Source organism: Paraburkholderia jirisanensis, from assembly GCF_054782355.1.
Genome location: NZ_BAAGSQ010000033.1, coordinates 491,600 through 517,491, shown reverse-complemented (window position 1 = coordinate 517,491; position 25,892 = coordinate 491,600). Strand labels below are relative to the sequence as shown.

Here is a 25,892-nt window from a genome sequence, read left to right as displayed (position 1 = left end):
GCGTGCGCCGGACGCTGCCCGGCGCTCCTGCCGATTACTGGTAGCGCGGCGGCTGGCCCGGTTGCGCGGTGGCGCGCAGGTAAATCTCGACGCGCCGATTCTGCGCGCGGCCGGCTTCGGTGTTGTTATCGGCGATCGGCTGGTTCGCGCCCATGCCGGTAGCCGACAGACGCTGAGCGGCGACGCCTTGCTGCGCCAGCATGCTGGTCACGCTTTCGGCACGATTCACCGACAGCGTCTGGTTGTAGGCCGGCTGGCCCGTGCTATCCGTATGGCCGACCACCTGCGCGATCACTTCCGGATTCTGGTTCAGCGTTTGCGCAACCTGCGCCAGCACCGGCTGGAACGACGGCTTGATCGCATAGCTGTTCGTATCGAACGTGACCGAGCTCGGGATATTCAGCTTCAGCGAGCCGTCCGGCTGCTCGGTGATCTGCGTGCCGGTGCCCTTGGTGGCGCCCGTCAGCTTGTCGTGGATCCGTGACCAGTTGTAGCCGGTGACGCCGCCAACCGCCGCACCGACACCCGCGCCGATCGCCGCGCCCTTGCCGCCGCCGAAGATCGCGCCGAGTGCGGCGCCCGTGCCCGCGCCGACACCGGTGCCGACCGCGGTGTTGGTGCCCTGCTGGGTGGCGCAACCGGCCAGCAGCGCGCCGGCCACCGCGAATACCGAGAGGCGAGTGATGATTTTTGCGTTCATTTTCAGATCCTTTCCTTGAGTCCAAACATACCGGCAAGTACGACTGGCTGGTGTGCGCCGGCCTCGCGCGAGTCATGCGGGCGGCCGCGACCGCCACGGCGGCTTCGGCCGACACCTGAAAGGGTCTTCCCACAAGCCTCGACACCAGCCACTACAATGACGATAGAAGCACCAGCGATTCGGCCCTAATGCTGGCTGCGGGCAAGCGTGCCTGTGGCCCCGGTTTTACGCAATCCTGGATAACAATTTCTTTCAATTTCCGGCCTCAGGCGGAATTTCGATTCCGCTGCGCCGCAAGCGTTCCCACGGAGTATCAATGACAATCGATCGGGCCCAGGTGGACGCCGCTCTCGCGGCCGTAACCGACCCCAACACCGGCCGGCCGTTCGCGGCTGCGAAGAACTTCAAAAACGTCAAAGTCGATGGTGCCACGGTCAGCGTGGATCTGGTACTCGGCTATCCGGCCAGTAGCCAGTTCGACGCGTTTCGTGCATTGGTGGCCGGCGCGCTCGCCGCGGTGCCGGGCGTTGCCACTGCGCAGGTTCAGGTATCGCAGGACATCGCCGCGCATACCGTGCAGCGCGGCGTGAAGCTGTTGCCGAACGTGAAGAACATCGTCGCCGTTGCGTCGGGCAAGGGCGGCGTCGGCAAGAGCACGACCGCGGTGAACCTCGCGCTGGCGCTGGCGGCCGAAGGCGCTTCGGTCGGCATCCTCGACGCCGACATCTACGGCCCGTCGCTGCCGATGATGCTCGGCATCGAAGGCCGGCCCGAATCGCCGGACGGCCAGTCGATGCATCCGCTGACCGGCCACGGCATGCAGGCCAATTCGATCGGCTTTCTGATCGAGCAGGATAACCCGATGGTGTGGCGCGGCCCGATGGCCACCTCGGCGCTCGAACAGCTGCTGCGCCAGACCAACTGGCGCGACCTCGATTATCTGATCGTCGACATGCCGCCCGGCACCGGCGACATCCAGCTGACGCTGTCGCAGCGGGTGCCGGTAACCGGCGCGGTGATCGTCACGACGCCGCAGGACATCGCGCTGCTCGACGCGAAGAAGGGCCTCAAGATGTTCGAGAAGGTGGGGATTCCGATTCTCGGCATCGTCGAGAACATGGCGATCCACATCTGCTCGAGCTGCGGTCATGCCGAGCATATTTTCGGCTCGGGCGGCGGCGAGCGGATGGCGAAGGAATACGGCGTCGACGTGCTGGGCAGCCTGCCGCTCGATATCGCGATCCGCGAGCAGACCGATACCGGCAAGCCGACCGTGGTTGCCGACCCGCATGGGCCGATCGCGGAGATCTACCGCAGCATCGCGCGCAAGGTGGCGATTCACATTGCCGAACGGGCGCGCGACATGACCTCGAAGTTTCCTTCGATTGTCGTGCAGAACACTTGAGCGGCCCCGTGCCGCGCACCCAGCGTGCGGTTGCCCGTGCGGCCTCGCGCCGCAAGCGCCGCGCGCTGCGTGCGGCGCGCCTCTATCGCATCGTAGCGACTGCGTTTGCGCGATGCCTGTCGCGGTATCATGTCGACTTCATCAGGTCCGGCAAAGCGGCCGCAGGGGCGGCCGGCGCTCGACAAGAGGATCGCATGAGAAAACGAATCGACGGCCGTGCGATGCAAGCCTTCATGGCGCTCATCGTCACGGCTGCCAGCGTCGTGCCGCTGTCCGGCTGCACGTCGTTTCTGAAACCGCAGGAAAAGCACGCTGTTGCGCAGTTGTTGCCGACGCTCGGCAGCCAGACGCGCGGCACCGTTACCTTCATCGAGCGTTCGGACGGCGTACAGGTTACCTACAATTTCGTCGGCCTGCCGCCGAATACCGACCATGCATTGCAGGTGCATGAGCGCGGCGACTGCAATGCCGCCGACGGCTCGAGCGCTGGCGCGGTGTTCTCGCCGGCCGCTGAGCGTTTGAAGACCGGCGCGCGCGTCGAGGGCGATCTGGGCAATATCCGCGCAGATGCGGGTGGCGTCGCGGCCGGCTTTATCGTCGCGCCGGACGTGTCGCTCGACGGCGTGCGCTCGGTGCTGCAACGCTCGGTGCTGTTGCATCGCGATGCGACCGATCCTTATGCGTATCCGCAGCATGGCCCCGGCCCGGCGATTGCATGCGGGCTGATCCGGTCGCAGTGAGCGGGAGCGCGGCGACGGCAGCCGTGTAGCCGTGTAGCCGCGGCCTCGGCCGGTCCCGGTCAAGCGTGTGTGCCGGTTGATGCGATCGCACCCGCTTGCAATCCAATAACGCTCGGCGCCGGCCTGCAGGTGCGTTGCAGGTCCACTTTTTTAGGCCATTCGGCCAACTCACTCGCACCGGCGCGGCCTTCGCGTAAAATAAGCGCCTTTCGTCAGTCCGCAGCCGCGTCGAAGTTGCCTGAAAATTGGCTAAGCGTTGTCCAACGGCGCCCGGCTTGACCTCCACCGTCTTACACCGTCAGCAGCGTTCACCCTATGAGCATCAAATCCGACAAGTGGATCCGGCGCATGGCCGCCGCGCAGAAGATGATCGAGCCGTTCGAGCCGTCGCAGGTCCGCATGTCCGAGGATGGCCGCAAGATCGTCAGCTACGGCACGTCGAGCTACGGCTACGACATCCGCTGCGCGGACGAATTCAAGATCTTCACGAACATCAATTCGACCATCGTCGACCCGAAGAACTTCGACGAAAAGTCGTTTGTCGATTTCAAGGGCGACGTCTGCATCATTCCGCCGAACTCGTTCGCGCTGGCGCGCACCGTCGAATATTTCCGCATTCCGCGCAGCGTGCTGACGGTCTGCCTCGGTAAATCGACCTACGCGCGTTGCGGCATCATCGTCAACGTGACGCCGTTCGAGCCGGAGTGGGAAGGGCACGTGACGCTCGAATTCTCGAATACGACACCTTTGCCTGCCAAAATCTATGCGAACGAAGGCGTCGCGCAAGTGCTGTTCTTTGAAAGCGACGAGATTTGCGACGTGTCGTACGCGGACCGCGGCGGCAAGTATCAAGGCCAGCATGGCGTAACGTTGCCGAAAACCTGACGTTCCCCGCGCCGGGCCTCACTGCACACATAAGGTGACCGCTGCGCTCTGGAAAGCAGCGGTCGTTCTTTTTGGAGAATCGCCACATGAAGTTTCGTTTCCCGGTCGTCATCATCGACGAAGATTTCCGCTCCGAGAACATCTCGGGTTCCGGCATCCGGGCGCTTGCCGAAGCAATCGAGAAAGAAGGCGCGGAAGTGCTCGGGTTGACGAGCTATGGCGACCTCACGTCATTTGCGCAGCAGTCGAGCCGCGCGTCGTGCTTCATCCTGTCGATCGACGACGACGAGCTGTTGCCGTACGTCGAGAGCTCGGCGGACGGCGACACGCCCGAACTGGCGGCGGCGATCATCAACCTGCGCGCGTTCGTTACCGCGGTGCGCAAGCGCAATGCCGACATTCCGATTTTCCTGTACGGCGAAACGCGCACGTCGCGCCACTTGCCCAACGACATCCTGCGCGAGCTGCACGGCTTCATCCACATGTTCGAGGACACGCCGGAGTTCGTCGCGCGGCACATCATCCGTGAAGCGAAGGTGTATCTCGATTCGCTCGCGCCGCCGTTCTTCAAGGAACTGGTGCAGTACGCGGAAGAAGGTTCGTATTCGTGGCACTGCCCGGGGCACTCGGGCGGCGTGGCGTTCCTGAAGAACCCGCTCGGCCAGATGTTCCACCAGTTCTTCGGCGAGAACATGCTGCGCGCGGACGTCTGCAATGCGGTCGACGAACTCGGCCAGCTGCTCGACCACACCGGCCCGGTGGCGGCTTCGGAGCGCAACGCGGCGCGCATTTTCAGCGCGGACCACCTGTTCTTCGTGACCAACGGCACGTCGACGTCGAACAAGATCGTCTGGCACGCAACGGTCGCGCCCGGCGATATCGTGCTGGTGGACCGCAATTGCCACAAGTCGATCCTGCACGCGATCACGATGACCGGCGCGATTCCGGTGTTCCTCACACCCACGCGCAATCACTTCGGCATCATCGGCCCGATTCCGCGCGACGAATTCAAGCCGGAGAACATTCGCAAGAAGATCGAAGCGAACCCGTTCGCACGCGAAGCGCTGGCGAAAAATCCGAACATGAAGCCGCGCATCCTGACGATCACGCAAAGCACGTACGACGGCGTGATCTACAACGTCGAGATGATCAAGGACCTGCTCGGCGACCTGCTCGACACGCTGCACTTCGACGAAGCGTGGCTGCCGCACGCGGAGTTCCACGAGTTCTACCAGGACATGCACGCGATCGGCGCGGGCCGCCCGCGCACCGGCGCGCTGGTGTTCGCCACGCACTCCACGCACAAGCTGCTGGCCGGCATTTCGCAGGCGTCGCAGATCGTCGTGCAGGATTCGGAGAACAGCACGTTCGACCGCCATCGCTTCAACGAGGCGTATCTGATGCATACGTCCACCAGCCCGCAATACGCGATCATCGCGTCGTGCGACGTGGCCGCGGCGATGATGGAGCCGCCCGGCGGCACCGCGCTGGTCGAGGAATCGATTGCCGAAGCGCTGGATTTCCGCCGCGCGATGCGCAAGGTCGACGACGAATTCGGCGCCGACTGGTTCTTCAAGGTGTGGGGCCCGGACGAGCTGGCCGAAGAGGGCATCGGCTCGCGCGAAGACTGGATGCTGCGCCCGAACGATCATTGGCATGGCTTCGGCGCGCTGGCCGAAGGCTTCAACATGCTCGACCCGATCAAGGCGACCATCATCACGCCGGGGCTCGACGTGGACGGCAGCTTCGGCGACACCGGCATTCCGGCGGCGATCGTCACCAAGTATCTGGCCGAGCACGGCATCATCGTCGAGAAGACCGGGCTGTACTCGTTCTTCATCATGTTCACGATCGGCATCACCAAGGGCCGCTGGAACTCGATGGTCACCGAGCTGCAGCAGTTCAAGGACGATTACGACACCAACCAGCCGCTGTGGCGTGTGCTGCCGGAGTTCGTCGCGCAGCATCCGGCGTACGAGCGGATCGGCTTGCGCGATCTGTGCGAGCAGATTCACAGCGTGTATCGCGCGAACGACATCGCGCGGCTCACCACCGAGATGTATCTGTCGAACATGGAGCCGGCGATGAAGCCGTCCGACGCGTTCGCGAAGCTGGCTCACCGCGAGGTGGACCGGGTACCGATCGACGAGCTCGAGGGCCGCGTGACGTCGATTCTGCTCACGCCTTATCCGCCGGGTATTCCGTTGCTGATTCCGGGCGAGCGCTTTAACCGCATGATCGTCAACTATCTGCGCTTTGCGCGGGAGTTCAACGAGCGCTTCCCGGGGTTCCATACGGACATTCACGGGCTGGTGGGCGAAGTGATCAACGGGCGCATCGAGTACTTCGTCGATTGCGTGCGCGCTTGACGATGAAGTGCTGGTCGGCGGCGGCTGGGTTCCGCACATTCGGGTTCGCTACGGCGTTCGCAGTCGCGATGCTGTGGCTTGGCGCGGCGGCGCCGTCTGCGCACGCCGAAGTGGCCGCCGCCGATCCGATCGACGCGGCAATGCGTGCGTGTCTGGCGCGCGCCGATATGTCGTCGACTGCCGGGCAACTGCAGTGTATGGATACCGCGCGGCTTGCCTGGCAGACCTCGATCGACCAGACCTTTGGGCAGGTGCTCACCAAAGTGCCGGCCACCCAGCGCAAGAAGTGGCAAGACAGCGAGCAGAAGTGGAAGGCGTGGCGCGAAGCGGATTCGAAGATGCTGTCGGCGGTAACGGCCACCACGCGGGGTACGCGTTATCAGTTGTCGGAGGGCGATGCGCGTCTGCAGGCGGTAAGAGATCGCGCGCTGCTGCTGCGCAGCGCGGCGGCGCAGACCGGCGGGCCGGATGCGCCGGCGCGGCTCAAGCCGTGCTCGCAGGATGCGCAATGCGAGCACGCGATGTTCGACGTGAACCGCTACTACCGGCGGCTCGTCAGCAAGATGCCGGCTCGTTCGCGCGTGACGCTGTGGCGCGCGCAGCAGGCGTGGGTCGCGTATCGCGACGCCACCGCGCCGCTGGTGGGCGATGCGCGCGGGCGCGTCGATCTGATCGGCGCGCGGATTGCGACGCTGAAGAAGCTGGCGGATACGGCGGGGAACGATTAGACGGCGAGTGGAATGAACCGCGAGTGAACTGCGGTTGAACCGCGGTCGAGTAGTCGCTGCCGGACGGCAGTGCAGCGGGCAGGCGGCAGGGCACGGCAATGAGGCAACGAGGCAGGTGCCCAAGCCGGGGCATCAACCCGCCGCCTCGCAGCCCACTTACACCTCTTGCTGCGCCAGATGCTGAAGCAGCTTGCTCACCATCAGAACCACCGTCAGCGCGAGCAGCACGAAAAACGCCGCCAGCGGCAGCAAACTTTTGATCGACACGAAGCCGGCCAGCGCCATCATCGCGGCCGACACGAGCAACAGTGCGCAGCCGAGAATCGCGCTCGTCAGCCCGGCAATGTGCGGGAACAGCGAGTTGCCTTTGGCCATCAGCGTCGGATACATCGCGCCTGCGCAGACACCCATCACCAGCACCGGCACCGCAAGCGTCCAGACGCGCAGGCCAACTGTCAACGCCAGCAGTAACATCGCGATCGACGTCGCCGCCATCATCAGCGCGCCGATGCGCAGGCGCCGCTCAGGGCTCGGCAGACGTGGGCCGTGTATGCGGTTCGACAGGCCGCCTATCAGATACGCGAGGCCGATGCCGAGCGCGAGATAGCCGAAGAAGGTCGGCGCTTCATGCAGCGTGTTCTGCACCATGAACGGCCCGACGATGTTGAACACCAGAATCACGCTGTAGCACAGGCCCTGCGCGAGAAAGCAGCTGCGAAACACCGGGCTTGCCAGCACCTTGCCGGCATTCGCGATCAGCGTGCGCGGCGCGAGCGGCACGGGGTGCCGCAAGGTCTCTCGGTAACGCCACAACACGCACCACATCACGACCGAGTGAACCAGCAGAAACACGAGGCAAGCCTGCCAGTTGAACCAGGTCTGCAGATGCGCGCCGATCACTGGCGCGATGATCGGCGCGAGCCCCCACGCAATCGACATGTAGGTGAACGCATGCATCAACGCGTGACCGGTAAACGAATCGGTGATGATGGCTTTGGTCAGCAGGTTCGTAGTGGCAATACCGAAGCCCTGCAGCGCGCGCGCCAGCAGAAAGGTTTCGAGATTCGGCGCGGCGAGCGACAGCAGACAGCCGAGCGTGAAGATAACGAGGCCGAACGCCAGCACCGGTTTGCGTCCGTACGCATCGGCGATCGGGCCGAACACAAGCTGGCCGAATGCATAGGCGGCCATATAACCGGAAACGCTCGATTGAATCGCCTGCGGCGAGGTGGCGAAATAGCGCGCCATCGCGGGCAGCGCGGGCACGTAGATGTCGATCGCGAACTGCCCCGCAGACGCGAACAGACACATCATGACCAGCAGGAAACGCGGAGAATTCGAAGCACGCGCCGCAAGGGCGGCGCGATCGGAAAGGTCGTGATTCATGACAACGTGACAGAAGGGGAAGCGCTGACGAGGCTTTGACGGGTTCGATGTGACGAACGCGAGGCGTGGCGCCACGCAGATCGCGGGCGGCGTGTGTGGTGCCTGGATGTCGTGCTGGGTCAACTTGGCCTTGCATTGTACGTGGATTGATGCAGGCCTGCCGGCGCCCGATCCTGCGCGCGTTTATTGCTCGCCGGGCTGCCATTCCGGGCTATAGCCGCCGAGCGCCGGATGGTACATTTCGTCGCCGGCGTGCTGCGTGAACTCCACATTCAGACGGTCTTCGCGCAAGCCCAGAATTTCGACGCAATGCGCGCACAGCGCCTTGGCCACCTCCATGCGCAACCCGGGCGGCCGACCCTGGCGGATATCGAGCATCATCACTGAAACAGGTTCAGGTTCGCTGCCCGCCTCGGCGATACGCCACACGCCGCCGTCGCCCAACTCGCGTATCGCCACGCTGATGCGGCGAATGTCCACCGACATCATGCGTGCATAGGTTTCGCTCATGGTCTGCGCGAGCAGCTTTTTCTGCGCGACGGTGTAATGCGCATTCACATCGAGTTGAAGGTAAGGCATGAATCGAGCTCCGAAGTTGTGCGTGCGTGTTGTCCGTGCGCATTGTTCATGCGTGAGCCGCTGGCGACCCAGCGGCTCAGCGGATGGTGCGTGGCTGTGGCGCGACGAACCAGCGCCCCGATGCAGCCGACCACAGGATGATCGCGCCATAGCCGAGCATCGCCGCTGAACCGAACGCGAAAAACAGCGGCAGCGACCCGGTGAGCCGCAATGCCAGCGCGCCGCACCCTGCATACACGAGCAAACGCAACGCGCCGGCGCAAAGCGGCCACTTGAGCCGGCCTGCGCCCTGCGCCGCGAAATACAGCGAGAAGCCTACGCCGAAGCACCCATAGAACGGACCGACGATGCGCAGATAGGTCGAGCCCGTGTCGAGCAATTGCTCGTTTGCGCCGAACAGCAGCAGCCACGCATGCGGCCAGCAGGCGGCCGCGATGCCGACCAGTTCGCACAATACGAAGGCCATCGCGCCGCCCGTGATGGCGATATGCCGGGCACGTTCGCTTTGTCCCGCGCCGACATTGGCGCCGACCAGCGCGACCATTGGTGCGCCCAGGCCGAAGGCGATCGGCATCAGCAGGTACTCGAGCCGTGCGGCAGTGGCGTAGCCGGCTAGCGCAGCGGTGCCGCCGTGCGCGCCGACCGTTGCCGAGGTCAGCGCGATCAGCGCATTGGTCAACAGCGGATTCACGCACGCGAGTCCGCCGACGGTAAGAATGCTGCGCATCGGCGCCCAATGCAGCTTTCCGCGCCGCAGCGGGGCGGGGTTGCGGCCGCTCGCGCAATACCAGCCGAGGATTGCGGTGCCCGCCGCGTAGTACGCGATCAGTGCCCACGCGCCGCCCGCGACGCCCAGTTGCGGCAGCGGACCGACGCCGAAAATCAGGCACGGCGACAACGGGATCAACAACGCCGCGCCGGCGCAGATCACCGCGCCGGGCACCATCATGTTGCCTGTACCGCGGATCACACTGGCCAGTGCGTTCATTGCCCACAGCAACGGCAGGCCGGCGAACAGCACATGTCCGTAAGTGACTGCGGCGTCGAGTGCCGCGCCATGCGCACCGAGCATGCTGAACAGCGGCCGCGTGATCGCAAGCAGCACGATCGAAAAGAGCGCGCCGATCAGCGCATTGAAGGTCACGGCATGCCGCGCAAGCCGTTCGACCAGCGCGGTATCGCCGGCGCCGAGCGCGCGCGCCACCGACGACGAGATCCCGCCGCCCATCGCGCCTTGCGACATGTTCTGCATCAGCATCAACACCGGCACGACCACCGCGACACCCGCCAGCACGTTGGTGCCGAGCCTGGCGAGAAACCAGGTTTCGACGAGGCCGGTGGACGACTGCGCCAGCATCATCAGCATGTTCGACCAGCCCATGCGGGCCAGCAGCGGTGCAATTGGCGCTTCGAGCATCGCATGCAGGCGCGCGTGGCCGGCTGCAGCAGGGCGGGGTGAATCGGCTAGCTGGGCAGGGCTTGTATCCATCGTGGCGCGTCCGGAAAAGCGGATCGATATGTTTGCATATACAAATAGATTGAAGGCAAATCTAATTGCATATGCAAACACAGGTCAAGATGATTTACACTTGTGCGCGTGCCCGGCCCGAAGCTGTCCGGGCTTCCTGCCTACCTGAAATTTGCGCGAGGTGTCGCGTGCCGAATGCAAAAGATCCGCTGGTCTGTAATAACGCCGCGCTGCGCAAGGCGGCGCGCCGCTTGTCGCAGTTGTACGACACGACACTGGCGCCGTGCGGCCTCAGCAGCGCGCAGCGCTCGATCCTGACTCACATCGAGCGGGCGGGCGCGCCGACCATGACCGAACTCGCTATGTCGATGGTGCTCGACCGCTCGGCGCTCGCGCGCAACATCCGGCCGCTGGAACGCGACGGGTATCTGGAGCAGCGGCCCGACGACGAAGACGGACGCAGCCGCCGGGTCGAGCTGACGGCCTTGGGCCGTGCGAAGCTCACTGAATCGAACCGGCTATGGCGCCGCGCGCAGAACCGCTTCGAGCAGGTGTACGGCGAGGAGCGCGCGGCGGCGCTGCGGGCGACGCTCGCCGAGATCTATTCGGAGGAGTTTGCCGAATCGTTCGGGCAGCCTTGACGAGGCCAATGTTTAACGTCGCGCGGTAACGCACGACACAAGCGGCACAACACAGGCGGCACAACACAGGCGTGGCCTGTGCCCGTGCGCGGCCCGCCGCGCATCAAGCGCGATCAATCCCGATCAATCGCGATACGAAGCATCGATCCGATCGAGTTTGCGCAGCAGCGCCGGCCATTCCATCACCCCATACGGCCGGCGCGTCTGCGGCTGGTAGTTCATATACGTCTCTTCCAGCACCTTCTGCGGCACGGGGTTTAACTCGACATTGCATGCCATCGCCGCGAGCTGCGTGCGGCACGACAGTTCGAGCCGGTGCATCGCATTGAACGCTTCGGGAATCGTCTTGCCGACCGTCAGCAGGCCGTGGTTGCGCAGAATCAGCGCATTGTTGTCGCCGAGATCGCGCACCAGCGATTCGCGTTCGGACATATCCAGCACGACGCCGCAGTAATCGTGATAGCCGATCTTGTAGAAGCGCATCGAAGTTTGCGTGAGCGGCAACAGCCCGCATTTCAGCGACGACACCGCCATGCCGGGCCAGCTATGCGTGTGGATCACGCAGGTAAGCTCCGGCTTCGCATCGTGAATCGCACCGTGAATCACATATCCCGCACGATTGACGCCATAATCCGCGCCGACAAACACGGGCTTGCTGAGAATGTTGCCTTCGCTATCGATCTTGATCAGGCTCGACGCGGTGACTTCTTCGTACAGCATTCCATAGGCGTTGATCAGAAACGCATCGTGTTCACCGGGCACGCGCGCGGAAATATGATTGGCGACCATGTCCGACATGCCGTATAGCGCGATCAGCCGGTAGCATGCGGCCAGATCGACGCGCATTTGCCATTCGACTGGCGAGCAGTGTTCGCGCATCGACGGGATCGAAAATTCCAGTTGCTTCGTCATCGAAAAAAACTCCTGCTGATCAACAGCGTAAGCGGCGGGCCGTACACCCGCTATAAGGGGAAACAGGTTGGTCACGCAGCATCACGGCTGCATCTGCACGTCGCTGCGGCGCAGACACAATGTGGCGATCAGCGTGCAGCCGATGCAGGCGGACGCATACACGTAAAAGCCGCTCTCGTGGCCGATGCTCTTGAACCAGAGCCCCGCATAGCCGGCGGTGCCGCCGAACAGGGCCGTTGCAATCGAATACGGCACACCGACGCCGAGCGCGCGCAGCCGCGCCGGAAAGATCTCCGCCTTGACGACCGAACACACCGACGTATAGCCGGACACGATCATCAGCGCGAACGCGAGCAGCAAAAACGCGGCGGTTTCGCTGCGGGTATGCGCGAGCGCGGCGAGCAGCGGCCAGGTGCCGAAGGTGCCGGCGATCCCGAACCACAGCAGTAGCGCGCGCCGGCCGACGCGATCGGACAGTGCGCCGAACAGCGGCTGCACGAGCATGAACAGCGTGAGCGTCGACAGCGACACCCATGCGCTTTGCTGCGCGCTCAGGCCCACGGTGTTCACCAGATAGTTGTGCATGTAGACCGTATAGGTGAAGAACGCCAGCGTGCCGCCGGTGGTGAGCCCGAATACCAGCAGCACGGGTCGCCAATGCTTGCGCAACTCGGCGAGCCGCAGACCGCGTTTCGCAGTTTCGGACAGCGCGCGAAAATCCGGTGTTTCGTCGATATTGCGGCGCACCCACCACGCGACGAGGGCGAGCGCCGCGCCCGTCACGAACGGCACGCGCCAACCCCAGTCGACCAGTTGCGCATGCGAGAACACGAGGCCTTGCAGCACGACCTGCACGAGCGTCGCGAGCAGCTGGCCGAGAATCAGCGTCACGTAATGGAAGCTGCTATAGAAGCCGCGATGCCCTGGCCTCGCAATCTCGCTCAGATATACCGAGCTCGCGCCATACTCGCCGCCGAGTGAAAAGCCCTGTACGAGGCGCGCAAGCAGCAGCACGAGCGGCGCGGCGAAGCCGATTTGCGGATAGGTCGGGCATAGGCCGATGGCGAGTGAGCCCGCACACATCAGCGCCACCGATAGCGTGAGGCCCGCGCGGCGTCCGCGGCGGTCGGCATAGAGACCGATCAGCCAGCTGCCCACGGGCCGTAGCAGGAAGCCGAGTGCGAAGATGGCCGCCGCGCTGAGCAACTGGATCGTGTGGTTTTCGCGTGGAAAGAACGACGCGGCAAAGTAGATCGAGAAGGTGGTGTACACATGAAAGTCGTACCACTCGATCAGATTGCCGATCGAGCCACCGACGATCGACCTGGCCGCGCCGCGGCGGCGCACGTGTGCTGCGGCGCCTTCGAATTCACCGGCGGCCGCGGCCGCCGCGGCGGCGGCGGAGGAATCGCTCATGCGTGTCTCCTTTTTTGCTGGTGCGATGGCGCACGCCGGCCCGTATATGGCGCTGCGCCTGAACGTCGCTGCCTGAACTCCGATGCGTGACGCCGCGCCCGCGCGATCACCGTATCGCCGCGAAAATGCGGCAACAGTGCCCGCGCGGCGTGCCAGCGGTACTCGAGCGTCTTGTTTGAATGATGTCGTCGTTATGTTTGCCGTCGCCGGTGGGTGCGGCTATCTCGTTCGGGAAAACCCCCGGCGCGACCATTCCATTCTGGCCGCCTGCCGTGCGCGTGCTGATACTTTTGGTGAACGCACCGTTTCCATCTGGATAACGCTCGCCATGTTGCAGCGCCGTACCCTCGAGGCTCGCGTCGCCCGCGCCCGCGCCGATACGATGCCGCAAGCGGTGCTCACGCTTGACGATCCGATCGACATAACGACGTGGCGATACGACGCGACCTTGCCTCCCGTGAGCCCATCACGCGGATGCCGGATGGCCCGCTGCGCCCGTATCTTTTGCCGCTGTTACGCAAGACTTACAGCGTGCCCACAACGCGTCGGCCGCACTGTCCATGCGCGCGGCACGCGCCGCGCACCTGCAAGCTCCGCAGGGTTGGCGGCCAAGCCGTGGCACGCTTGCTGCTTCTTCGCTAGCCTGAACTTCGGGAGCGCTCGATGGCACACATGATCTGGAAAGGCGCGATCAGCTTCGGTCTGGTGCACGTGCCGGTGCAACTGTATCCGGCCACGCAAACCGAACGGGTCGGCTTCAATCTGCTCGATAAGCGCTCGATCGATCCGATCGGGCACAAGCAGGTCAATAAGCGCACCGGCAAGGAAGTGACGCAGGAAAACATCGTGCGCGGCTTCGAATACGAGAAGGGCAAATACGTCGTGATGTCCGATGCGGAGATCCGCTCGGCGAATCCCGAATCGACGCAAACGGTCGACATCCTCGCGTTCGTCGAGGCGCCGCAGATTTCGTTTTTATATCTCGATACGCCGTATTACCTCGCGCCGGATCGCAAAGGCGAAAAGGTCTATGCATTGCTGCGCGACGCCTTGCAGGACTCGGGCAAGATCGGCATTGCGAACGTCGTGCTGCACAACAGGCAGCATCTGGCCGCGCTGGTGCCGCTCGGGCCGGTGCTGGCGCTCAATACGCTGCGCTGGGCCGCCGAGGTTAGATCGTATGACGAACTAAAGTTACCGGCCGTGCACAAGAAAAGCGGCGTCAGCGCGCGCGAATTGCAAATGGCGAAGAAGCTGATCGAAGACATGAGCGATACGTGGGACCCGGCCGCCTATCACGATACGTTTCATGACGACATCATCGCGCTGGTCGAGCGCAAGGTGCGCGAGGGCAAGACTGAAGAGATCGACGAGATCGACGCGCCGCGCGAGACGCGTCGCAGTGCGGATATTCTGGACCTGTCGGAGCTGTTGAAACGCAGCCTCGGCCGCGGTAACACCCGCTCGGGCGCGTCGCGCAAGCGCGGCAATGCGGGCGACGATGCCGAAACGACTGAAGGCGCCAAAACTGAAGGCGCCGACGCAGTAAAGGATGCCAGGCGCGGCGCAAAGGGTGAGGCCGCACCGGGTGCCACCGCTGCGCGCGCAACGCCGCAGCGCGCGAAAAGCAGGACGCCTGCGCGGCGTGCGGCAAGTAGCACGGCCTCGCGGAAGCGGCGTGCCGCCTGAGCCTGCAGGGCAGTATAAGCACGACGAGGTGGCGTGAACACAGCGGCGCGGCATCAGCGCAACGAGGTGGCATGAACACAGCGGCGCGGCGTGAGCGCAACGAGGTGGCATGAAAACAGCGGCGCGGCATCAGCGCATCGAGGTGGCATGAACACAGCGGCGCGGCATCAGCGCAACGAGGTGGCGTGAACACAGCGGCGCGGCATCAGCACGACGAGGTGGCATGAACACAGCGGCGTGAGCGCAACGAGGCGTGAACACAGCCGCGCAGCATCGGCGCAGCGCGGCATGAACTCCGCAACGCCCGCACGTACCCGCGCGCCGCCGCACACGGATCATCCGTAACCGACGACGATCGATCATGGCCGACAAACTCGAACACTATCAGCGCAAGCGCCGCTTCAGCGATACGCCTGAACCGCAAGGCCTGGCAAAACGCGCGTCGGCTCGCGCCGGGCGCCATCCGCTCGCCTTCGTGATCCAGCAGCACGACGCGCGTCACCTGCACTACGATTTCCGGCTCGAACTGGACGGCACGCTGAAGTCGTGGGCGGTGCCGAAGGGGCCAAGCCTCGATCCATCGGTGAAGCGCCTCGCCGTCCACGTCGAAGATCATCCGCTCGATTACGGCTCGTTCGAGGGCACGATTCCACAAGGCAACTACGGCGCGGGCTCGGTGATCGTCTGGGACCGGGGCACGTGGGAGCCGCTCGGCAGCGAGCAGGAAGCGCATGCCGCGTATCAGGCGGGCAAGCTGAAGTTTCATCTGCACGGCGACAAGCTGCATGGCGGCTGGACGCTGGTGCGCAGCCACATGCGCGGCAGCGGCGACAAGGAACAGTGGCTGTTGATCAAGGAGCGCGACGCAGAAGCCCACAGCGAAAGCGAGTTCGACGTGCTCGACGCGCGGCCGGGCAGCGTGCTGTCGGATGCACCCGGCGTGCGCGTGGGCGCGGCGCGCGCGAAGTCTGCCGGCGTGTCCCGCAAGGCGCGCAGCCCATCCGCCGCGGGCGACGCATCTGGCGCAGGAGCGAAGCGTACGGCGGCTGCCAGCAACCAGAAGACACGCGCCGGCGGCACCGCGCGACGCGCCACACGCGGCGACCATCCCGACATCGTCGCGACACGCAACGACGCGTCGCTGCGCGAGCTCGCAGCAGCACCGGCGATCGAAGGAGCGGCCCCATCGAGCTTGCCCGCCAGCTGCAAACCGCAACTGGCCACGTTGGTCGACGCAGCCCCCACCGGCGCCGACTGGCTCTACGAAATCAAGTTCGACGGTTACCGCGTGCTGGCTCGCATCGAACGTCGCGCAAAAAAGGAGCCGGTGCGCATCTTCACGCGGGCCGGCAACGACTGGACCGAAAAATTCGCGAAGCAGGCACAGGCGCTCGCGAAGCTCGGGATCGACAGCGGCTGGCTCGACGGCGAGGCGGTCGTGCTCGACGCGCACGGCGTGCCGAGCTTCCAGGCGCTGCAGAACGCTTTCGATACGCACCGCGAGCGCGACATCACGCTGTATCTGTTCGATGTGCCTTTTCTGAACGGCTACGACCTGCGCGAGGTGCCGCTCGAACAGCGGCGCGCGTTGCTGCGCGCACTGGTCGAGCCGGTGCGTGACGACACGCTGCGCTTTTCGGCGGACTTCGGCTTCGATGCCGACGCGCTGCTGAAAAGCGCCTGCGACATGGCGCTCGAAGGGATCATCGGCAAGCGCCGCGGCAGCCGCTATACGGCAGGGCGTTCGGCGGCGTGGATCAAGCTCAAGTGCCGGCGTCGCCAGGAGTTTGTGATCGGCGGCTACACCGAGCCGGCGGGCAGCCGTGCGTCGTTCGGTGCGCTGCTGCTCGGTGTCTACGATGGGCACGGCAAGCTGCAGTACGCGGGGCGGGTCGGCACCGGTTTCGACGCCGCGCTGCTGCGTTCGCTGAAGAAGGAGCTCGATGCGCGCGAGACCACGCGGATGCCGTTCGCCAGCGCGCCGGGCGAACGTAGCCGCACGCCGGTGCACTGGGTGAAACCGCAACTGGTCGCCGAATGCAATTTCGCGGAATGGACCGAGGAACGGATCGTGCGGCAGGCATCGTTTATCAGCCTGCGCCGCGACAAACCCGCGCGGCAGATCGTGGTGGAGACACCGCGCAAAGGAGCGGACGTGCAACAGATGACCGACGACGAAGTGGCCGGCAACGCGCCAGCCGCGAAGCGGCGCACGAGCCGCGGCGCCGCGCGTGACGAGTCGCGCGAAGCGGCTGAGGCGCCCGCTCGAAAGACCGCAGCTCGAAAGACGGCCGCGCAAAAGACCGCAGCGCAAAAGACCGCAGCGCAAAAGACCGCAGCACAAAAGACCGCAGCACAAAAGACCGCAGCACAAAAGACCGAAGCGCAAAAGACCGCAGCACAAAAGACCGCAGCGCAAAAGACCGCACAACCGCCCGCCGCGAAACGCAAGGCCGCCGCCCAGGAAAGCGTCGCGGGCGTGCGCATCACGCACCCCGAGCGCGTAATCGACAAACACAGCGGCGCCCGCAAGATCGACGTGGTGCGCTATTACGAGTCGGTTGCCGACTGGATATTGCCGTTCCTGAAAGACCGCCCCGTGTCGCTGGTCCGTGCGCCCGAAGACATCGGCGGCGAACTGTTCTTCCAGAAGCATGCGCAGAAGCTGTCGATCCCGCACATCGCGCAGCACGCCGGGCTCGACCCCGGCCACCAGCCGCTGCTCACGATCGACTCCGCGCAGGCGCTGGTCGGCGCCGCACAAATGGGCACGATCGAATTGCACACGTGGAACGCGGTCGCGTCGAACATCGAGAAGCCCGATCGCGTCGTGTTCGATCTCGACCCGGGTGACGCGCTCGGCTGGGACCGCATGATCGAAGCCGCACAGCTGACGCGCTCGCTACTCGACGAACTGGGCCTCGTGTCGTTCTGCAAGACCAGCGGCGGCAAAGGCCTGCATGTCGTCGTGCCGCTCGCGAAGCAGGCCGGCTGGGACGACGTGAAGGACTTCTCGGAAGCGCTCGCGCAGCACATGGCCGCGACGCTGCCGAAGCACTTCGCCGCAAAGATGGGCGCGCAAAACCGCAAGGGCAAGATTTTCGTCGACTACCTGCGCAACAACCGCGGCTCGAGCACGGTGGCGGCATTTTCGGTGCGCGCGCGGCCGGGGCTCGGCGTATCGGTGCCGCTCGCGTGGGACGAGGTGGCCGGCACGACGGCCGGCGATCAATGGAACATCAGCAACCTGCACGAGCGGCTCGACGCGCTGCGCGACGACCCGTGGGCCGGCTATACGAAGACGCGGCAGCGCATTACCGCAGCGATGAGGCAGCGGCTCGCTGGGGCTCGCTGATGAACCTGCCGGCGTATAGGCGGCGCTCGAAAGCATCGCGCGATGTCGCGAGCTCACGAGCGTATCTGCAAGCCGCGTCTGCAAACCGATGGAGATACGACCATGAAGACTTCGACTCAGCAAGCAACCGGGGACCAGAACAGCGGTACCCAGAAGCCGTCGCAGCACCCCGGCGACAAGCCTGCATCGCAGGAGCCGAGCCGCTCACGCGACGAAGAGTCGGCGCCGCTGCCGCACGAAGCGGATCAGACGCCCGAATCGCAGCACGAGGATGATCCGCGCGGCGTCGGCAAGCAGGCGCATCGCGATCTCGAACGCGGCTTGCAGGATACCGACCGGCGCGGCGGCGACGAGTATCAGGAGCGCACGCAGAACGACACACATGCGAACCGCAATTCGCAGGGCAAGGGCGGCGGCACGACGCGGCCGGCGAGGCGCCATTGACGCCAGCGTGCCGGCACGTGTTGACGCCGCGTGCGCGACGGCTCACGCAGCGCCTTACCCGACGCGCGGCTCGACATCCCAATACGGCGGATCGCCGAAGCGCTCGACCAGAAAATCGATAAAGGCCAGCGTCTTCGGCGGCACGAACGCGCGGCTCGGGTAGATCGCCCAGATCGCGACGGTCTGCGCGAGCGGATAACTGTCGAGCACCGTCACCAGCTCGCCGCTGCGCAAGTGAGGCGCGACGTCCCACGTCGATTTCAACGCGATGCCGAAACCGGCCAGCAGCGCATCGCGGATAACTTCGCCGTTGTCGGTGGCGAGCCGCCCATCGACACGCACCGAGATCGGCCCCGCCGGCGTCACGAACGACCAGTCGCGCTGCCCCGACAGTACGATGCATTCGTGCTGCGCGAGGTCCGACGGATGATGCGGCGTGCCGTGCGCGGCCAGATACGCGGGCGCGCAGCAGATTACGCGCCGGTTCACCGCGAGCCGCCGTGCCACCAGCGACGAATCCTTCAGCGCGCCGATCCGCAGCGCCACGTCGACGCCCGCATCGACCAGATCGACCACCCGGTCGGTCAGCAGCAGGTCGACGCTCACGCCCGGATAACGGCGCAGGAACTCCGCAATCGCCGGCGACACGTGTTGCCGCCCGAACGACGACGTCATCGATACGCGCAGCCGCCCTTGCGGTTCAGTGCGCGCCCGCCCGACCGACGCGCGCGCAGCGGCTGCGGCTTCGAGCAGCGTCTGCGCGCGGCTCATGAACACTTCGCCTTCTTGCGTCAGGCTGATGCGCCGCGTCGTGCGATGCAACAGACGCGCGCCGAGTTCGCGCTCGAGGTTTGCGATGCGCGCACTGGCAACCGCCGGCGACAAACCGAACTCGCGCCCGGCGGCCGACACGTTCGACAGCAGCGCGGCGCGCACGAACAGCGCGACGTCGAGCAGATCGAGCCGCTCGCGCTGATCGGGAAGCGACGAGGTTGAAGTCATTATTCGGAAAATCCAGAGAATGTTTCAGCCATTATGGCGTTTTTCACCCCCAGTGCCGGTCGAATTGCTGAAGTCAAAGCGTGCGGCACTGCTTGGGAGTTGATGTTCACGCGCTCGATCGTGCGGACCGGTTTTAAAGCGCCCTTTGCGTAGCTGTTGCCTGGCCGTTGCGTGGTTATTGTTTGGTTGTTGATGCTCGCGCAGGCGCGGCGCTTGCTGCGAAATGAGCGATGCGCGGGGACGCGGCGGTTCGCATACGTGCCGCTTCGATCGATAGACATTGCCAGCAAACCTGCGGCGCTCTTGCCGGCGCCTTGCCGTAAAGCGGGGAAACCCCGATCTGCCAGGCACGCTCATGCGGGCGGCGGCGCGTTAGACTGGACGGGCACGGTGCATGCGCACGGCCGCAGCCCCGCCAGCTCTCCGCAGCACAACAACGAGGTGACACCATGAGCCAGAGCCTTGAACGCTTAGCCGTTTCTGTTGTTGCTTCCTGCGCTTGCGCGCTCGCCGCAGTGTCTGTTCCCGCGCACGCCGCCACGCCGATCACGATCACGTCGCAAGCGGCGACCGATGGCCCGATCCGCTACACGTTGAAAGTCACGTCGAAACAGTTTGGCAATGCGCAGGAGACGCGCACGATCCGCTCCGGCGAATCCGACGATTTCACATGGAAGACGATACCGCCGGGCGGCCCGGTGCCGGCAGCGAGCGACTGCCCCGACTACGTGTCGTTGCCGGTCGATACCAACGGCGCGATGATCCGGCAGACCCAGATCCGCTTTGCACCGGTGGTCGCGAAAGACGGCACGGCGACCGTTCAACTGCACTTTCATGCGCAGACGCCACGCGGCACGAAGGACGTGACAAGCGGTGGCAAGACGCTCAAGTGCCCGGACTATGCAGCCGTGAGCCAGGTGCTGCGTTTCACGATGCCGACCAACGGCAGCACGAAGACGCTGACGCTGACCGACGGCTCGCAGGTCGCCATTTCGGCCAAGCGCTAGGCGTGCCGCGCGGCGCGCGCCCGTTCAACGAGCCGTGCCGCCAGAAAGCGGTGCTCGGGCGAAAACAGCCTGCGATAAGTCAGCAGCACCGCGCCGACCGTGCCGAGCGCGCTCGACGCCGCGATCAGAAACATGATGACGATCTGATAGCGCACCGCCTGCAGCGGCGACTGGCCGGCGAGCACCTGGCCGGTCATCATGCCCGGCAGGCTCACCACGCCGACCACCGTCATCTGGTTGAGGGTGGGAATCATGCCGGCGCGCACCGCTTCGCGTGCCGCACCCTGCGCGGCTTCCCAGCGTGTCGCACCAAGCGCGAGCGCCATCTCGACGCGGTCGCGCCGCGCGGTGAGTTCCTCGGTCATGCGCTCGATGCCGAGCGACACGCCGGTCAGCGTATTGCCGAGGATCATGCCGAGAATCGGAATCGCATACTGCGGCTCGTACCACGGGTGAATGCGGATCACCGCGAACAGCCCGACCGCGGCGACCAGCCACGAGCCGGCCCAGATCGACAGGATGCTGTCGACGCGCTGCCCCGCGTAGGTGCGCGCGCCGCGCTGGGCGCCCGAAAAGCCGGCGATCAGCGTCATCGCGATCATCAGCGGCAGCACGATAAACCAGCGCGGATGGCTGAACACCCAGCCGAGCACGTAGCCGATCGCGAGCAACTGGACGATCGTGCGCACCGCGGCCCACGCGAGCTTGCGTTCGAGATCGAGTTTCAGCGCCACCGACAGCGCACCGTTCACGACGATCAGCAGTGCGGCGATCGCGACGTCCCACAGGCTCAGGTTCTGCAGTGTCATGGCGCGGACTCCTTGCGGTCGGCATCGTGTGCGAGTGTCGTGGCGGCGGTGAGCGGCGCCGCTTCGCTGAGCACGCCGGCACGCATCGTCAGTGGCCGTGAGCCGACCCGCGCCGCTTGCGCCGCATCGTGCGAGACCCAGACCCATGCGTGCGGCGCGCTGCCGCCGTCGAACCACGCGCGGATCAATGCTTCGCTGGCGAGTGCCGATTCCGGGTCGAGCGACGCGGTGGGTTCATCGAGCAGCAGCGCTTGCGGCTGCAATTGCAGCACGCGAATCAGCGCGACCAGTTGCGCCTCGCCGCCCGATAATTCGCTAGCCTGCTGATCGAGAAAGCGCGCGCCGCGGCCCGCATGGGCAGCGAGCGCGGCAGCCGCCGCGCGATCGAAGCGCAGATCGCGGTAGACGCGCAGCGAGAACGGATAGCGCAGGTTATCTTCGACAGTGCCGTCGAGGATCGCGGGCCGCTGGCGTACGTAGGCAATCGCGCGCCGATAAAGCGGGATCGCCGCGCGTGCGACCGGCTTGCCGCGCCAGCGCACGCTGCCGGCCGACAGCGGATCGAGCAGCGCGAGCGCGCGCAGGAACACGCTCTTGCCGGCGCCTGAGGGCCCGGTGATCGACACGCGGTCGCCGCCGTTCAGCGCGAAATCGGTCGGCTGCAGCAGCATGGTGCCGCGCAGCATGTCGCGCCGCGCCATGCCGTCGGTTTGCACGATGGGAGTGGGCGTCATGAAGGTCCGTATTGTGGGGGCGAGGTGCCGCGCCAGCCTGCCGCGCGGCGCCGCGTGGTGCGGCAAAGGCTGTGCGTTCTTACCGCTGCGCATGATGCGCCGACCCATCAAAACGCATCGCACTGCGGCAAGGCTGCCATGGTAAGGCCTGCCCGGCGGCGAGGCAAACCAGGCACGGCACCTGCTGCCCAGACCTGCGCAGGGAATAAAAGACTGGAGCACGCATGAACGTCTCGCAGAAGCACCCCACGTCAGCCGGCAAGCGGATCGCCAGGATCCTCGCCTGGATCGTGGCCGGCCTCGTGATCCTGATTGCTGCCGTGGTGATCTTCATCCTGACCTTCGACTGGAATCGCGCACGGCCGTGGGTCAATGAAAAGGTCAGCGAGGCGATCGGGCGGCAGTTTGCGATCGAAGGCGATCTGAGGGTCGGCTGGCGCCATCCGGTGGGCGAGACCGGCTGGCGCGCGTGGGTGCCGTGGCCGCGCTTTTCGGCGGCGAACATCACGATCGCCAATCCGGACTGGACTAAACAGCCGCACTTCGCGACGCTCGACGAAATCGACTTCCAGGTGAAGGTGCTGCCGCTGATCGCGCATGACATCGTGATTCCGGCGATCAATCTGGTGAACCCGAGCGTCGATGTCGAACGGCTGATCGACGGGCGTAACAACTGGGCATTCAAGTTCAAGTCGTCGGCGGGGCCCTCCGAGTGGAAACTCGATCTGCACGACATCGCGTTCGAGAAAGGACACATCAGTGTCAGCGACCAGCAGAAGAAGGTCGAGATGGAGATCGTCGTCGATACGCTCGGGCAGCCGATTCCGATTGGCGAGGCGATGAAGCAGCAGGAGGCGAAATCGCGCAGCGACTCGGCGCAGGCGATCGGCAAACAGGGCGCGCGGCAGTTCGCAAAGCAGGCGAACCAGACGGAGGCGTCGGAGGCGGCTGCGGCGCCGGGCACCACGGCCGCGCTGCAGCCCGGCTCGGCGGTGGCGGCTTCGGATGCGTCGACGGTGGTCGAGGCGCCGGCCGCGGCTAGCAGTACTGCGATTGCCGATAGCGGTGCGAACAGCGGCGCCGCCTCGGGCAGCACCGTCGCGACCGCGAGCGAAGCAAGCGGCGCGCTGGTGGCAAGCGGCGCCAGTGCGAGCGCGCCGGCGGGCCCGCGCCGTCAGGTGATCGCGCCGTACGCGATCGGTTGGACCGTCAAAGGCACCTACAACCGCCAGCCGGTGACCGGCAGCGGCAAGCTCGGCGGCGTGCTCGCGCTGCAGGACCCGGACCGGCCGTTCCCGGTGCAGGCCGACGTAAAAGCGGGCGACCTGCATGTCGCGCTGGTCGGCACGCTGACCGATCCCGCCCATCTGGCGGCGGTTGATCTGCGTCTGTGGCTGCAAGGAACCAGCCTCGACCATCTCTATGGGCTGACCGGCATCACGCTGCCGGAAACGCCGCCCTATGCGACCGAAGGCCATCTGATCGGCCGCTTCAGGTCCGATGGCAATGTGTTCACCTATGAAAATTTTACAGGCCGGTTCGGCGGCAGCGACGTGAACGGTACGCTGACCTATGCGAGCCGCGAGCCGCGTCCATCATTGACGGGCGAACTGGTGTCGAACCTGCTGCGCTTCTCCGATCTCGCGCCGATCGTCGGCGCGGACAGCAACGCCAGCAAGGCCAAACGCGGCGACACCGAGCGCCAGCCGTCGAACAAGGCGCTGCCGACCGAGCAGTTCCACACCGAGCGCTGGAAGGCGATCGACGCGGACGTCAAGTTCACCGGCCGGCGCATCGTCAAGGATCCGAGTCTGCCGATCACCGACCTGTATACGCACGTCGTGATGAAGGACGGCGTATTGACGCTCGAGCCGCTGAAGTTCGGCGTGGCGGGCGGCTCGCTCGCGTCGAACATCGTGCTCGACGGCAGCGGCGTGCCGCTGAAGGGGCGCTTCTCGAGCTCGGCGCGGCACATCAAGCTCAAGCAACTGTTCCCGAAGGCGCAGACGATGCAGAACGCGCTCGGCGAGGTCAACGGCGATGCGGCGTTGTCGGCCACCGGCAACTCTCCGGCGGCGCTCGCGGCGAGCTCGAACGGCGAGATCAAGGCGCTCGTCACCGACGGCACCGTGAGCCGCCTGCTGATGGAAGCGGCCGGCCTGAACGTGGCCAACGTGGTGTACGAAAAGCTGTTCGGCAATCGCGACGTGAAGATCAACTGTGCGGCCGCAGACTTCGTGGTGACCGATGGCGTGCTCGATTCGCGCGTGTTCGCACTCGACACCGACGATGCGGTGATCGACATCGACGGCCAGGTCAGCCTGCGCGACGAGACGCTGAACCTTGGCGTACATCCGCATACGAAAGGTTTTCGGATCTTCACGTTGCGCTCGCCGCTTTACGCGAAGGGCACCTTCAAGGATCCGCACGTCGGTGTGAATGCGGCGGCGCTCGCGTTGCGCGGCGGTGCGATGGTCGGGCTCGGGCTGATCAATCCGTTTGCCGCGCTGATCCCGTTGATCGCACCGAGCAACAACAAGCCGCTGCCCTGCAATGAATTGCTCGCGAGCGTGCGCACACAGCCGAGCGCGCCGCCGCCCGGCCAGAAACAGAAGGCCAGGGCGCCGCTGCTGACGCCGGATAATCAGCCGGCCAGCGCGGTGTCGGGTGCTGCCGCTGACAAATCGCCGAAGACGCCGAAGACGCCGGCTACCGGCGGCAGCAAGCTGCCTGCCAATCCGGCCGAATACAAGGGAAGCTGACGACGGGTTCGATGGCTTGCTGCGGCTAGACGAACTTCACGCCTGCGTGCGCATGCGTGGCGAGCGTCGTTTGGGGTCTTGTACGAACGACGATTCGAGTCGTTTCGCTTTGCATTGCACCGCGTCGCATTGGCGCCGGATGTATTGCATGAAAAGGCGGGTATAGCAAAGCTCATTCATTAATGAGCATCCGGAAAACAGAAAACCGCGCATGTGCGCGGTTTTTTTGCTGCTGCGACACCTGGTGTCGCCAGCGAGGTCGTGCCTAGCGCAGCGAACGCGGCGTGGCGTCGCCCGCCGCATCCTGACGCCGCACGCCGCGCCGCACACCCGCTGCGGTGCGCGCGGCGCCGAACTCCGGCAGGATGCGCGCACGGGCGCGGCTTGCGAACACCAGGAAACCGAACCCATCCGCCTCGTACCAGTAGCCGCCGTTCTCGAGCCCATCGAGCGGTTGTTCCAACGCGTTCGCAATCGATTCGATGCAACGGCGACGCAGTTCCGCGGTAGCCGGGTAGGGCGGTTGCGCGCCACGCACGCTGCATAACAGCACGTCGAGCCCCGGCAGTACATGGGCATACAGCACGGGTTCGTCCTGTGCGCGAGCGCGTGCAATCTTGGTGTCGAGCTGACCGAATGCCTTGAAATGACGTAGTACCGCGAGGAACGACTCGTCGCCGTCCACCTTCGCGCGCCTACGCTTTTTCGGGAAGGACATAAAAATTCGCCTGAAAAAGAATTGCAAGAAACGCAGCGTCCTCATGCGACCACTCCCGGCTTCGCGCGCCGCACGTCGATCTTTTATAGCATACGAAAATGCCGGATTCACGGTGATTCGACAATGTGTCCGTCAAACACCGG

Annotated in this window: 22 protein-coding genes; 11 read left to right on the top strand and 11 right to left on the bottom strand. The window is 65.1% G+C overall.

The genetic code is table 11. From position 1 onward, the window contains the following. Positions 1 to 34: 34 nt before the first annotated feature. A complete protein-coding gene (locus ACYVNQ_RS34275; RefSeq protein WP_460909508.1) occupies positions 35 to 700 on the bottom strand; it encodes an OmpA family protein in 666 nt (221 codons plus the stop codon). A gap of 316 nt (positions 701 to 1,016) precedes the next feature. Here ACYVNQ_RS34275 and apbC point away from each other — a divergent pair, with 316 nt between their 5' ends. From apbC to ACYVNQ_RS34250, 5 genes are all read left to right on the top strand, one after another. Next, on the top strand, positions 1,017 to 2,105 hold the full coding sequence (gene apbC / locus ACYVNQ_RS34270) for an iron-sulfur cluster carrier protein ApbC (protein WP_460909506.1): 1,089 nt from the start codon (positions 1,017 to 1,019) through the stop codon (positions 2,103 to 2,105). 194 nt (positions 2,106 to 2,299) lie between these two features. After that, positions 2,300 to 2,845 (top strand): superoxide dismutase family protein, encoded by a 546-nt coding sequence (locus tag ACYVNQ_RS34265; protein WP_460909504.1) that lies wholly within the window; start codon positions 2,300 to 2,302, stop codon positions 2,843 to 2,845. A 315-nt stretch (positions 2,846 to 3,160) separates the two neighbouring features. Beyond that, positions 3,161 to 3,730: a dCTP deaminase gene (gene dcd / locus ACYVNQ_RS34260; protein ID WP_460909501.1), complete on the top strand. Its 570-nt coding sequence runs from the start codon at positions 3,161 to 3,163 to the stop codon at positions 3,728 to 3,730. A gap of 86 nt (positions 3,731 to 3,816) precedes the next feature. Then, positions 3,817 to 6,099, top strand: coding sequence for an Orn/Lys/Arg family decarboxylase (locus ACYVNQ_RS34255; protein WP_460909499.1), 2,283 nt, complete (start codon positions 3,817 to 3,819; stop codon positions 6,097 to 6,099). Between the two features lie 2 nt (positions 6,100 to 6,101). After that, complete coding sequence (locus tag ACYVNQ_RS34250; RefSeq protein WP_460909497.1) at positions 6,102 to 6,827, top strand: lysozyme inhibitor LprI family protein; 726 nt, start codon at positions 6,102 to 6,104, stop codon at positions 6,825 to 6,827. 156 nt (positions 6,828 to 6,983) lie between these two features. Here ACYVNQ_RS34250 and ACYVNQ_RS34245 read toward each other — a convergent pair whose 3' ends face one another. The 3 genes from ACYVNQ_RS34245 to ACYVNQ_RS34235 form a co-directional block, all read right to left on the bottom strand. Beyond that, positions 6,984 to 8,213 (bottom strand): multidrug effflux MFS transporter, encoded by a 1,230-nt coding sequence (locus ACYVNQ_RS34245; protein WP_460909494.1) that lies wholly within the window; start codon positions 8,211 to 8,213, stop codon positions 6,984 to 6,986. 183 nt (positions 8,214 to 8,396) lie between these two features. Next, positions 8,397 to 8,792 carry a tautomerase family protein gene (locus ACYVNQ_RS34240; RefSeq protein ID WP_460909492.1) on the bottom strand — a complete coding sequence of 132 codons (396 nt, stop codon included), beginning with the start codon at positions 8,790 to 8,792 and terminating at the stop codon, positions 8,397 to 8,399. Positions 8,793 to 8,868: 76 nt separating this feature from the next. Further along, a complete protein-coding gene (locus ACYVNQ_RS34235) occupies positions 8,869 to 10,209 on the bottom strand; it encodes an MATE family efflux transporter (protein WP_460911205.1) in 1,341 nt (446 codons plus the stop codon). Between the two features lie 239 nt (positions 10,210 to 10,448). Between ACYVNQ_RS34235 and ACYVNQ_RS34230 the strand changes: the two genes are divergently transcribed. After that, positions 10,449 to 10,901, top strand: coding sequence for a MarR family winged helix-turn-helix transcriptional regulator (locus ACYVNQ_RS34230; protein ID WP_460909489.1), 453 nt, complete (start codon positions 10,449 to 10,451; stop codon positions 10,899 to 10,901). Positions 10,902 to 11,024: 123 nt separating this feature from the next. Here the strand turns inward: ACYVNQ_RS34230 and ACYVNQ_RS34225 are convergent, their stop codons facing one another. Continuing rightward, positions 11,025 to 11,813 (bottom strand): class II aldolase/adducin family protein, encoded by a 789-nt coding sequence (locus tag ACYVNQ_RS34225; protein WP_460909487.1) that lies wholly within the window; start codon positions 11,811 to 11,813, stop codon positions 11,025 to 11,027. 81 nt (positions 11,814 to 11,894) lie between these two features. Further along, on the bottom strand, positions 11,895 to 13,229 hold the full coding sequence (locus tag ACYVNQ_RS34220) for an MFS transporter (RefSeq protein ID WP_460909485.1): 1,335 nt from the start codon (positions 13,227 to 13,229) through the stop codon (positions 11,895 to 11,897). A gap of 663 nt (positions 13,230 to 13,892) precedes the next feature. On the opposite strand from ACYVNQ_RS34220, the gene ku reads away from it, so the two are divergent. From ku to ACYVNQ_RS34205, 3 genes are all read left to right on the top strand, one after another. Next, on the top strand, positions 13,893 to 14,918 hold the full coding sequence (gene ku / locus ACYVNQ_RS34215; protein ID WP_460909483.1) for a non-homologous end joining protein Ku: 1,026 nt from the start codon (positions 13,893 to 13,895) through the stop codon (positions 14,916 to 14,918). A 361-nt stretch (positions 14,919 to 15,279) separates the two neighbouring features. Next, a complete protein-coding gene (ligD, locus tag ACYVNQ_RS34210) occupies positions 15,280 to 18,273 on the top strand; it encodes a DNA ligase D (RefSeq protein ID WP_460909481.1) in 2,994 nt (997 codons plus the stop codon). Between the two features lie 102 nt (positions 18,274 to 18,375). Beyond that, a complete protein-coding gene (locus ACYVNQ_RS34205; protein ID WP_460909479.1) occupies positions 18,376 to 18,717 on the top strand; it encodes a hypothetical protein in 342 nt (113 codons plus the stop codon). A gap of 54 nt (positions 18,718 to 18,771) precedes the next feature. Here the strand turns inward: ACYVNQ_RS34205 and ACYVNQ_RS34200 are convergent, their stop codons facing one another. Continuing rightward, on the bottom strand, positions 18,772 to 19,719 hold the full coding sequence (locus ACYVNQ_RS34200) for a LysR family transcriptional regulator (RefSeq protein WP_460909477.1): 948 nt from the start codon (positions 19,717 to 19,719) through the stop codon (positions 18,772 to 18,774). Then, entirely contained in the window at positions 19,719 to 20,000 is a 282-nt protein-coding gene (locus tag ACYVNQ_RS34195; protein ID WP_460909475.1) for a hypothetical protein, read from the bottom strand. The genes ACYVNQ_RS34200 and ACYVNQ_RS34195 overlap by 1 nt, the downstream gene beginning before the upstream one ends. Before the next feature lie 168 nt (positions 20,001 to 20,168). Between ACYVNQ_RS34195 and ACYVNQ_RS34190 the strand changes: the two genes are divergently transcribed. Beyond that, complete coding sequence (locus ACYVNQ_RS34190) at positions 20,169 to 20,726, top strand: DUF6013 family protein (protein ID WP_460909473.1); 558 nt, start codon at positions 20,169 to 20,171, stop codon at positions 20,724 to 20,726. On the opposite strand, the gene ACYVNQ_RS34185 is transcribed toward ACYVNQ_RS34190, so the two are convergent. Together ACYVNQ_RS34185 and ACYVNQ_RS34180 are read right to left on the bottom strand one after the other, a co-directional pair. Beyond that, complete coding sequence (locus ACYVNQ_RS34185; protein ID WP_460909471.1) at positions 20,723 to 21,535, bottom strand: ABC transporter permease; 813 nt, start codon at positions 21,533 to 21,535, stop codon at positions 20,723 to 20,725. The two genes, ACYVNQ_RS34190 and ACYVNQ_RS34185, sit on opposite strands and share 4 nt — an antisense overlap. Beyond that, positions 21,532 to 22,269, bottom strand: coding sequence for an ABC transporter ATP-binding protein (locus tag ACYVNQ_RS34180; protein ID WP_460909469.1), 738 nt, complete (start codon positions 22,267 to 22,269; stop codon positions 21,532 to 21,534). Before ACYVNQ_RS34180 ends, ACYVNQ_RS34185 begins: the two co-directional genes overlap by 4 nt. A gap of 224 nt (positions 22,270 to 22,493) precedes the next feature. On the opposite strand from ACYVNQ_RS34180, the gene ACYVNQ_RS34175 reads away from it, so the two are divergent. Further along, positions 22,494 to 25,031: an AsmA family protein gene (locus tag ACYVNQ_RS34175; RefSeq protein WP_460909467.1), complete on the top strand. Its 2,538-nt coding sequence runs from the start codon at positions 22,494 to 22,496 to the stop codon at positions 25,029 to 25,031. A 265-nt stretch (positions 25,032 to 25,296) separates the two neighbouring features. On the opposite strand, the gene ACYVNQ_RS34170 is transcribed toward ACYVNQ_RS34175, so the two are convergent. Further along, positions 25,297 to 25,794 (bottom strand): hypothetical protein, encoded by a 498-nt coding sequence (locus ACYVNQ_RS34170; RefSeq protein WP_460909465.1) that lies wholly within the window; start codon positions 25,792 to 25,794, stop codon positions 25,297 to 25,299. Positions 25,795 to 25,892: the final 98 nt, after the last annotated feature.

Excerpts from the sequence above, each read along its gene's own strand:
- ACYVNQ_RS34275 (WP_460909508.1), bottom strand. The coding sequence starts at position 700 with ATGAACGCAAAAATCATCACTCGCCTCTCGGTATTCGCGGTGGCCGGC.
- apbC (WP_460909506.1), top strand. The coding sequence starts at position 1,017 with ATGACAATCGATCGGGCCCAGGTGGACGCCGCTCTCGCGGCCGTAACC.
- ACYVNQ_RS34265 (WP_460909504.1), top strand. The coding sequence starts at position 2,300 with ATGAGAAAACGAATCGACGGCCGTGCGATGCAAGCCTTCATGGCGCTC.
- dcd (WP_460909501.1), top strand. The coding sequence starts at position 3,161 with ATGAGCATCAAATCCGACAAGTGGATCCGGCGCATGGCCGCCGCGCAG.
- ACYVNQ_RS34255 (WP_460909499.1), top strand. The coding sequence starts at position 3,817 with ATGAAGTTTCGTTTCCCGGTCGTCATCATCGACGAAGATTTCCGCTCC.
- ACYVNQ_RS34250 (WP_460909497.1), top strand. The coding sequence starts at position 6,102 with ATGAAGTGCTGGTCGGCGGCGGCTGGGTTCCGCACATTCGGGTTCGCT.
- ACYVNQ_RS34245 (WP_460909494.1), bottom strand. The coding sequence starts at position 8,213 with ATGAATCACGACCTTTCCGATCGCGCCGCCCTTGCGGCGCGTGCTTCG.
- ACYVNQ_RS34240 (WP_460909492.1), bottom strand. The coding sequence starts at position 8,792 with ATGCCTTACCTTCAACTCGATGTGAATGCGCATTACACCGTCGCGCAG.
- ACYVNQ_RS34235 (WP_460911205.1), bottom strand. The coding sequence starts at position 10,209 with ATGCTCGAAGCGCCAATTGCACCGCTGCTGGCCCGCATGGGCTGGTCG.
- ACYVNQ_RS34225 (WP_460909487.1), bottom strand. The coding sequence starts at position 11,813 with ATGACGAAGCAACTGGAATTTTCGATCCCGTCGATGCGCGAACACTGC.
- ACYVNQ_RS34220 (WP_460909485.1), bottom strand. The coding sequence starts at position 13,229 with ATGAGCGATTCCTCCGCCGCCGCCGCGGCGGCCGCGGCCGCCGGTGAA.
- ku (WP_460909483.1), top strand. The coding sequence starts at position 13,893 with ATGGCACACATGATCTGGAAAGGCGCGATCAGCTTCGGTCTGGTGCAC.
- ligD (WP_460909481.1), top strand. The coding sequence starts at position 15,280 with ATGGCCGACAAACTCGAACACTATCAGCGCAAGCGCCGCTTCAGCGAT.
- ACYVNQ_RS34205 (WP_460909479.1), top strand. The coding sequence starts at position 18,376 with ATGAAGACTTCGACTCAGCAAGCAACCGGGGACCAGAACAGCGGTACC.
- ACYVNQ_RS34200 (WP_460909477.1), bottom strand. The coding sequence starts at position 19,719 with ATGACTTCAACCTCGTCGCTTCCCGATCAGCGCGAGCGGCTCGATCTG.
- ACYVNQ_RS34195 (WP_460909475.1), bottom strand. The coding sequence starts at position 20,000 with ATGTCTATCGATCGAAGCGGCACGTATGCGAACCGCCGCGTCCCCGCG.
- ACYVNQ_RS34190 (WP_460909473.1), top strand. The coding sequence starts at position 20,169 with ATGAGCCAGAGCCTTGAACGCTTAGCCGTTTCTGTTGTTGCTTCCTGC.
- ACYVNQ_RS34185 (WP_460909471.1), bottom strand. The coding sequence starts at position 21,535 with ATGACACTGCAGAACCTGAGCCTGTGGGACGTCGCGATCGCCGCACTG.
- ACYVNQ_RS34180 (WP_460909469.1), bottom strand. The coding sequence starts at position 22,269 with ATGACGCCCACTCCCATCGTGCAAACCGACGGCATGGCGCGGCGCGAC.
- ACYVNQ_RS34175 (WP_460909467.1), top strand. The coding sequence starts at position 22,494 with ATGAACGTCTCGCAGAAGCACCCCACGTCAGCCGGCAAGCGGATCGCC.
- ACYVNQ_RS34170 (WP_460909465.1), bottom strand. The coding sequence starts at position 25,794 with ATGAGGACGCTGCGTTTCTTGCAATTCTTTTTCAGGCGAATTTTTATG.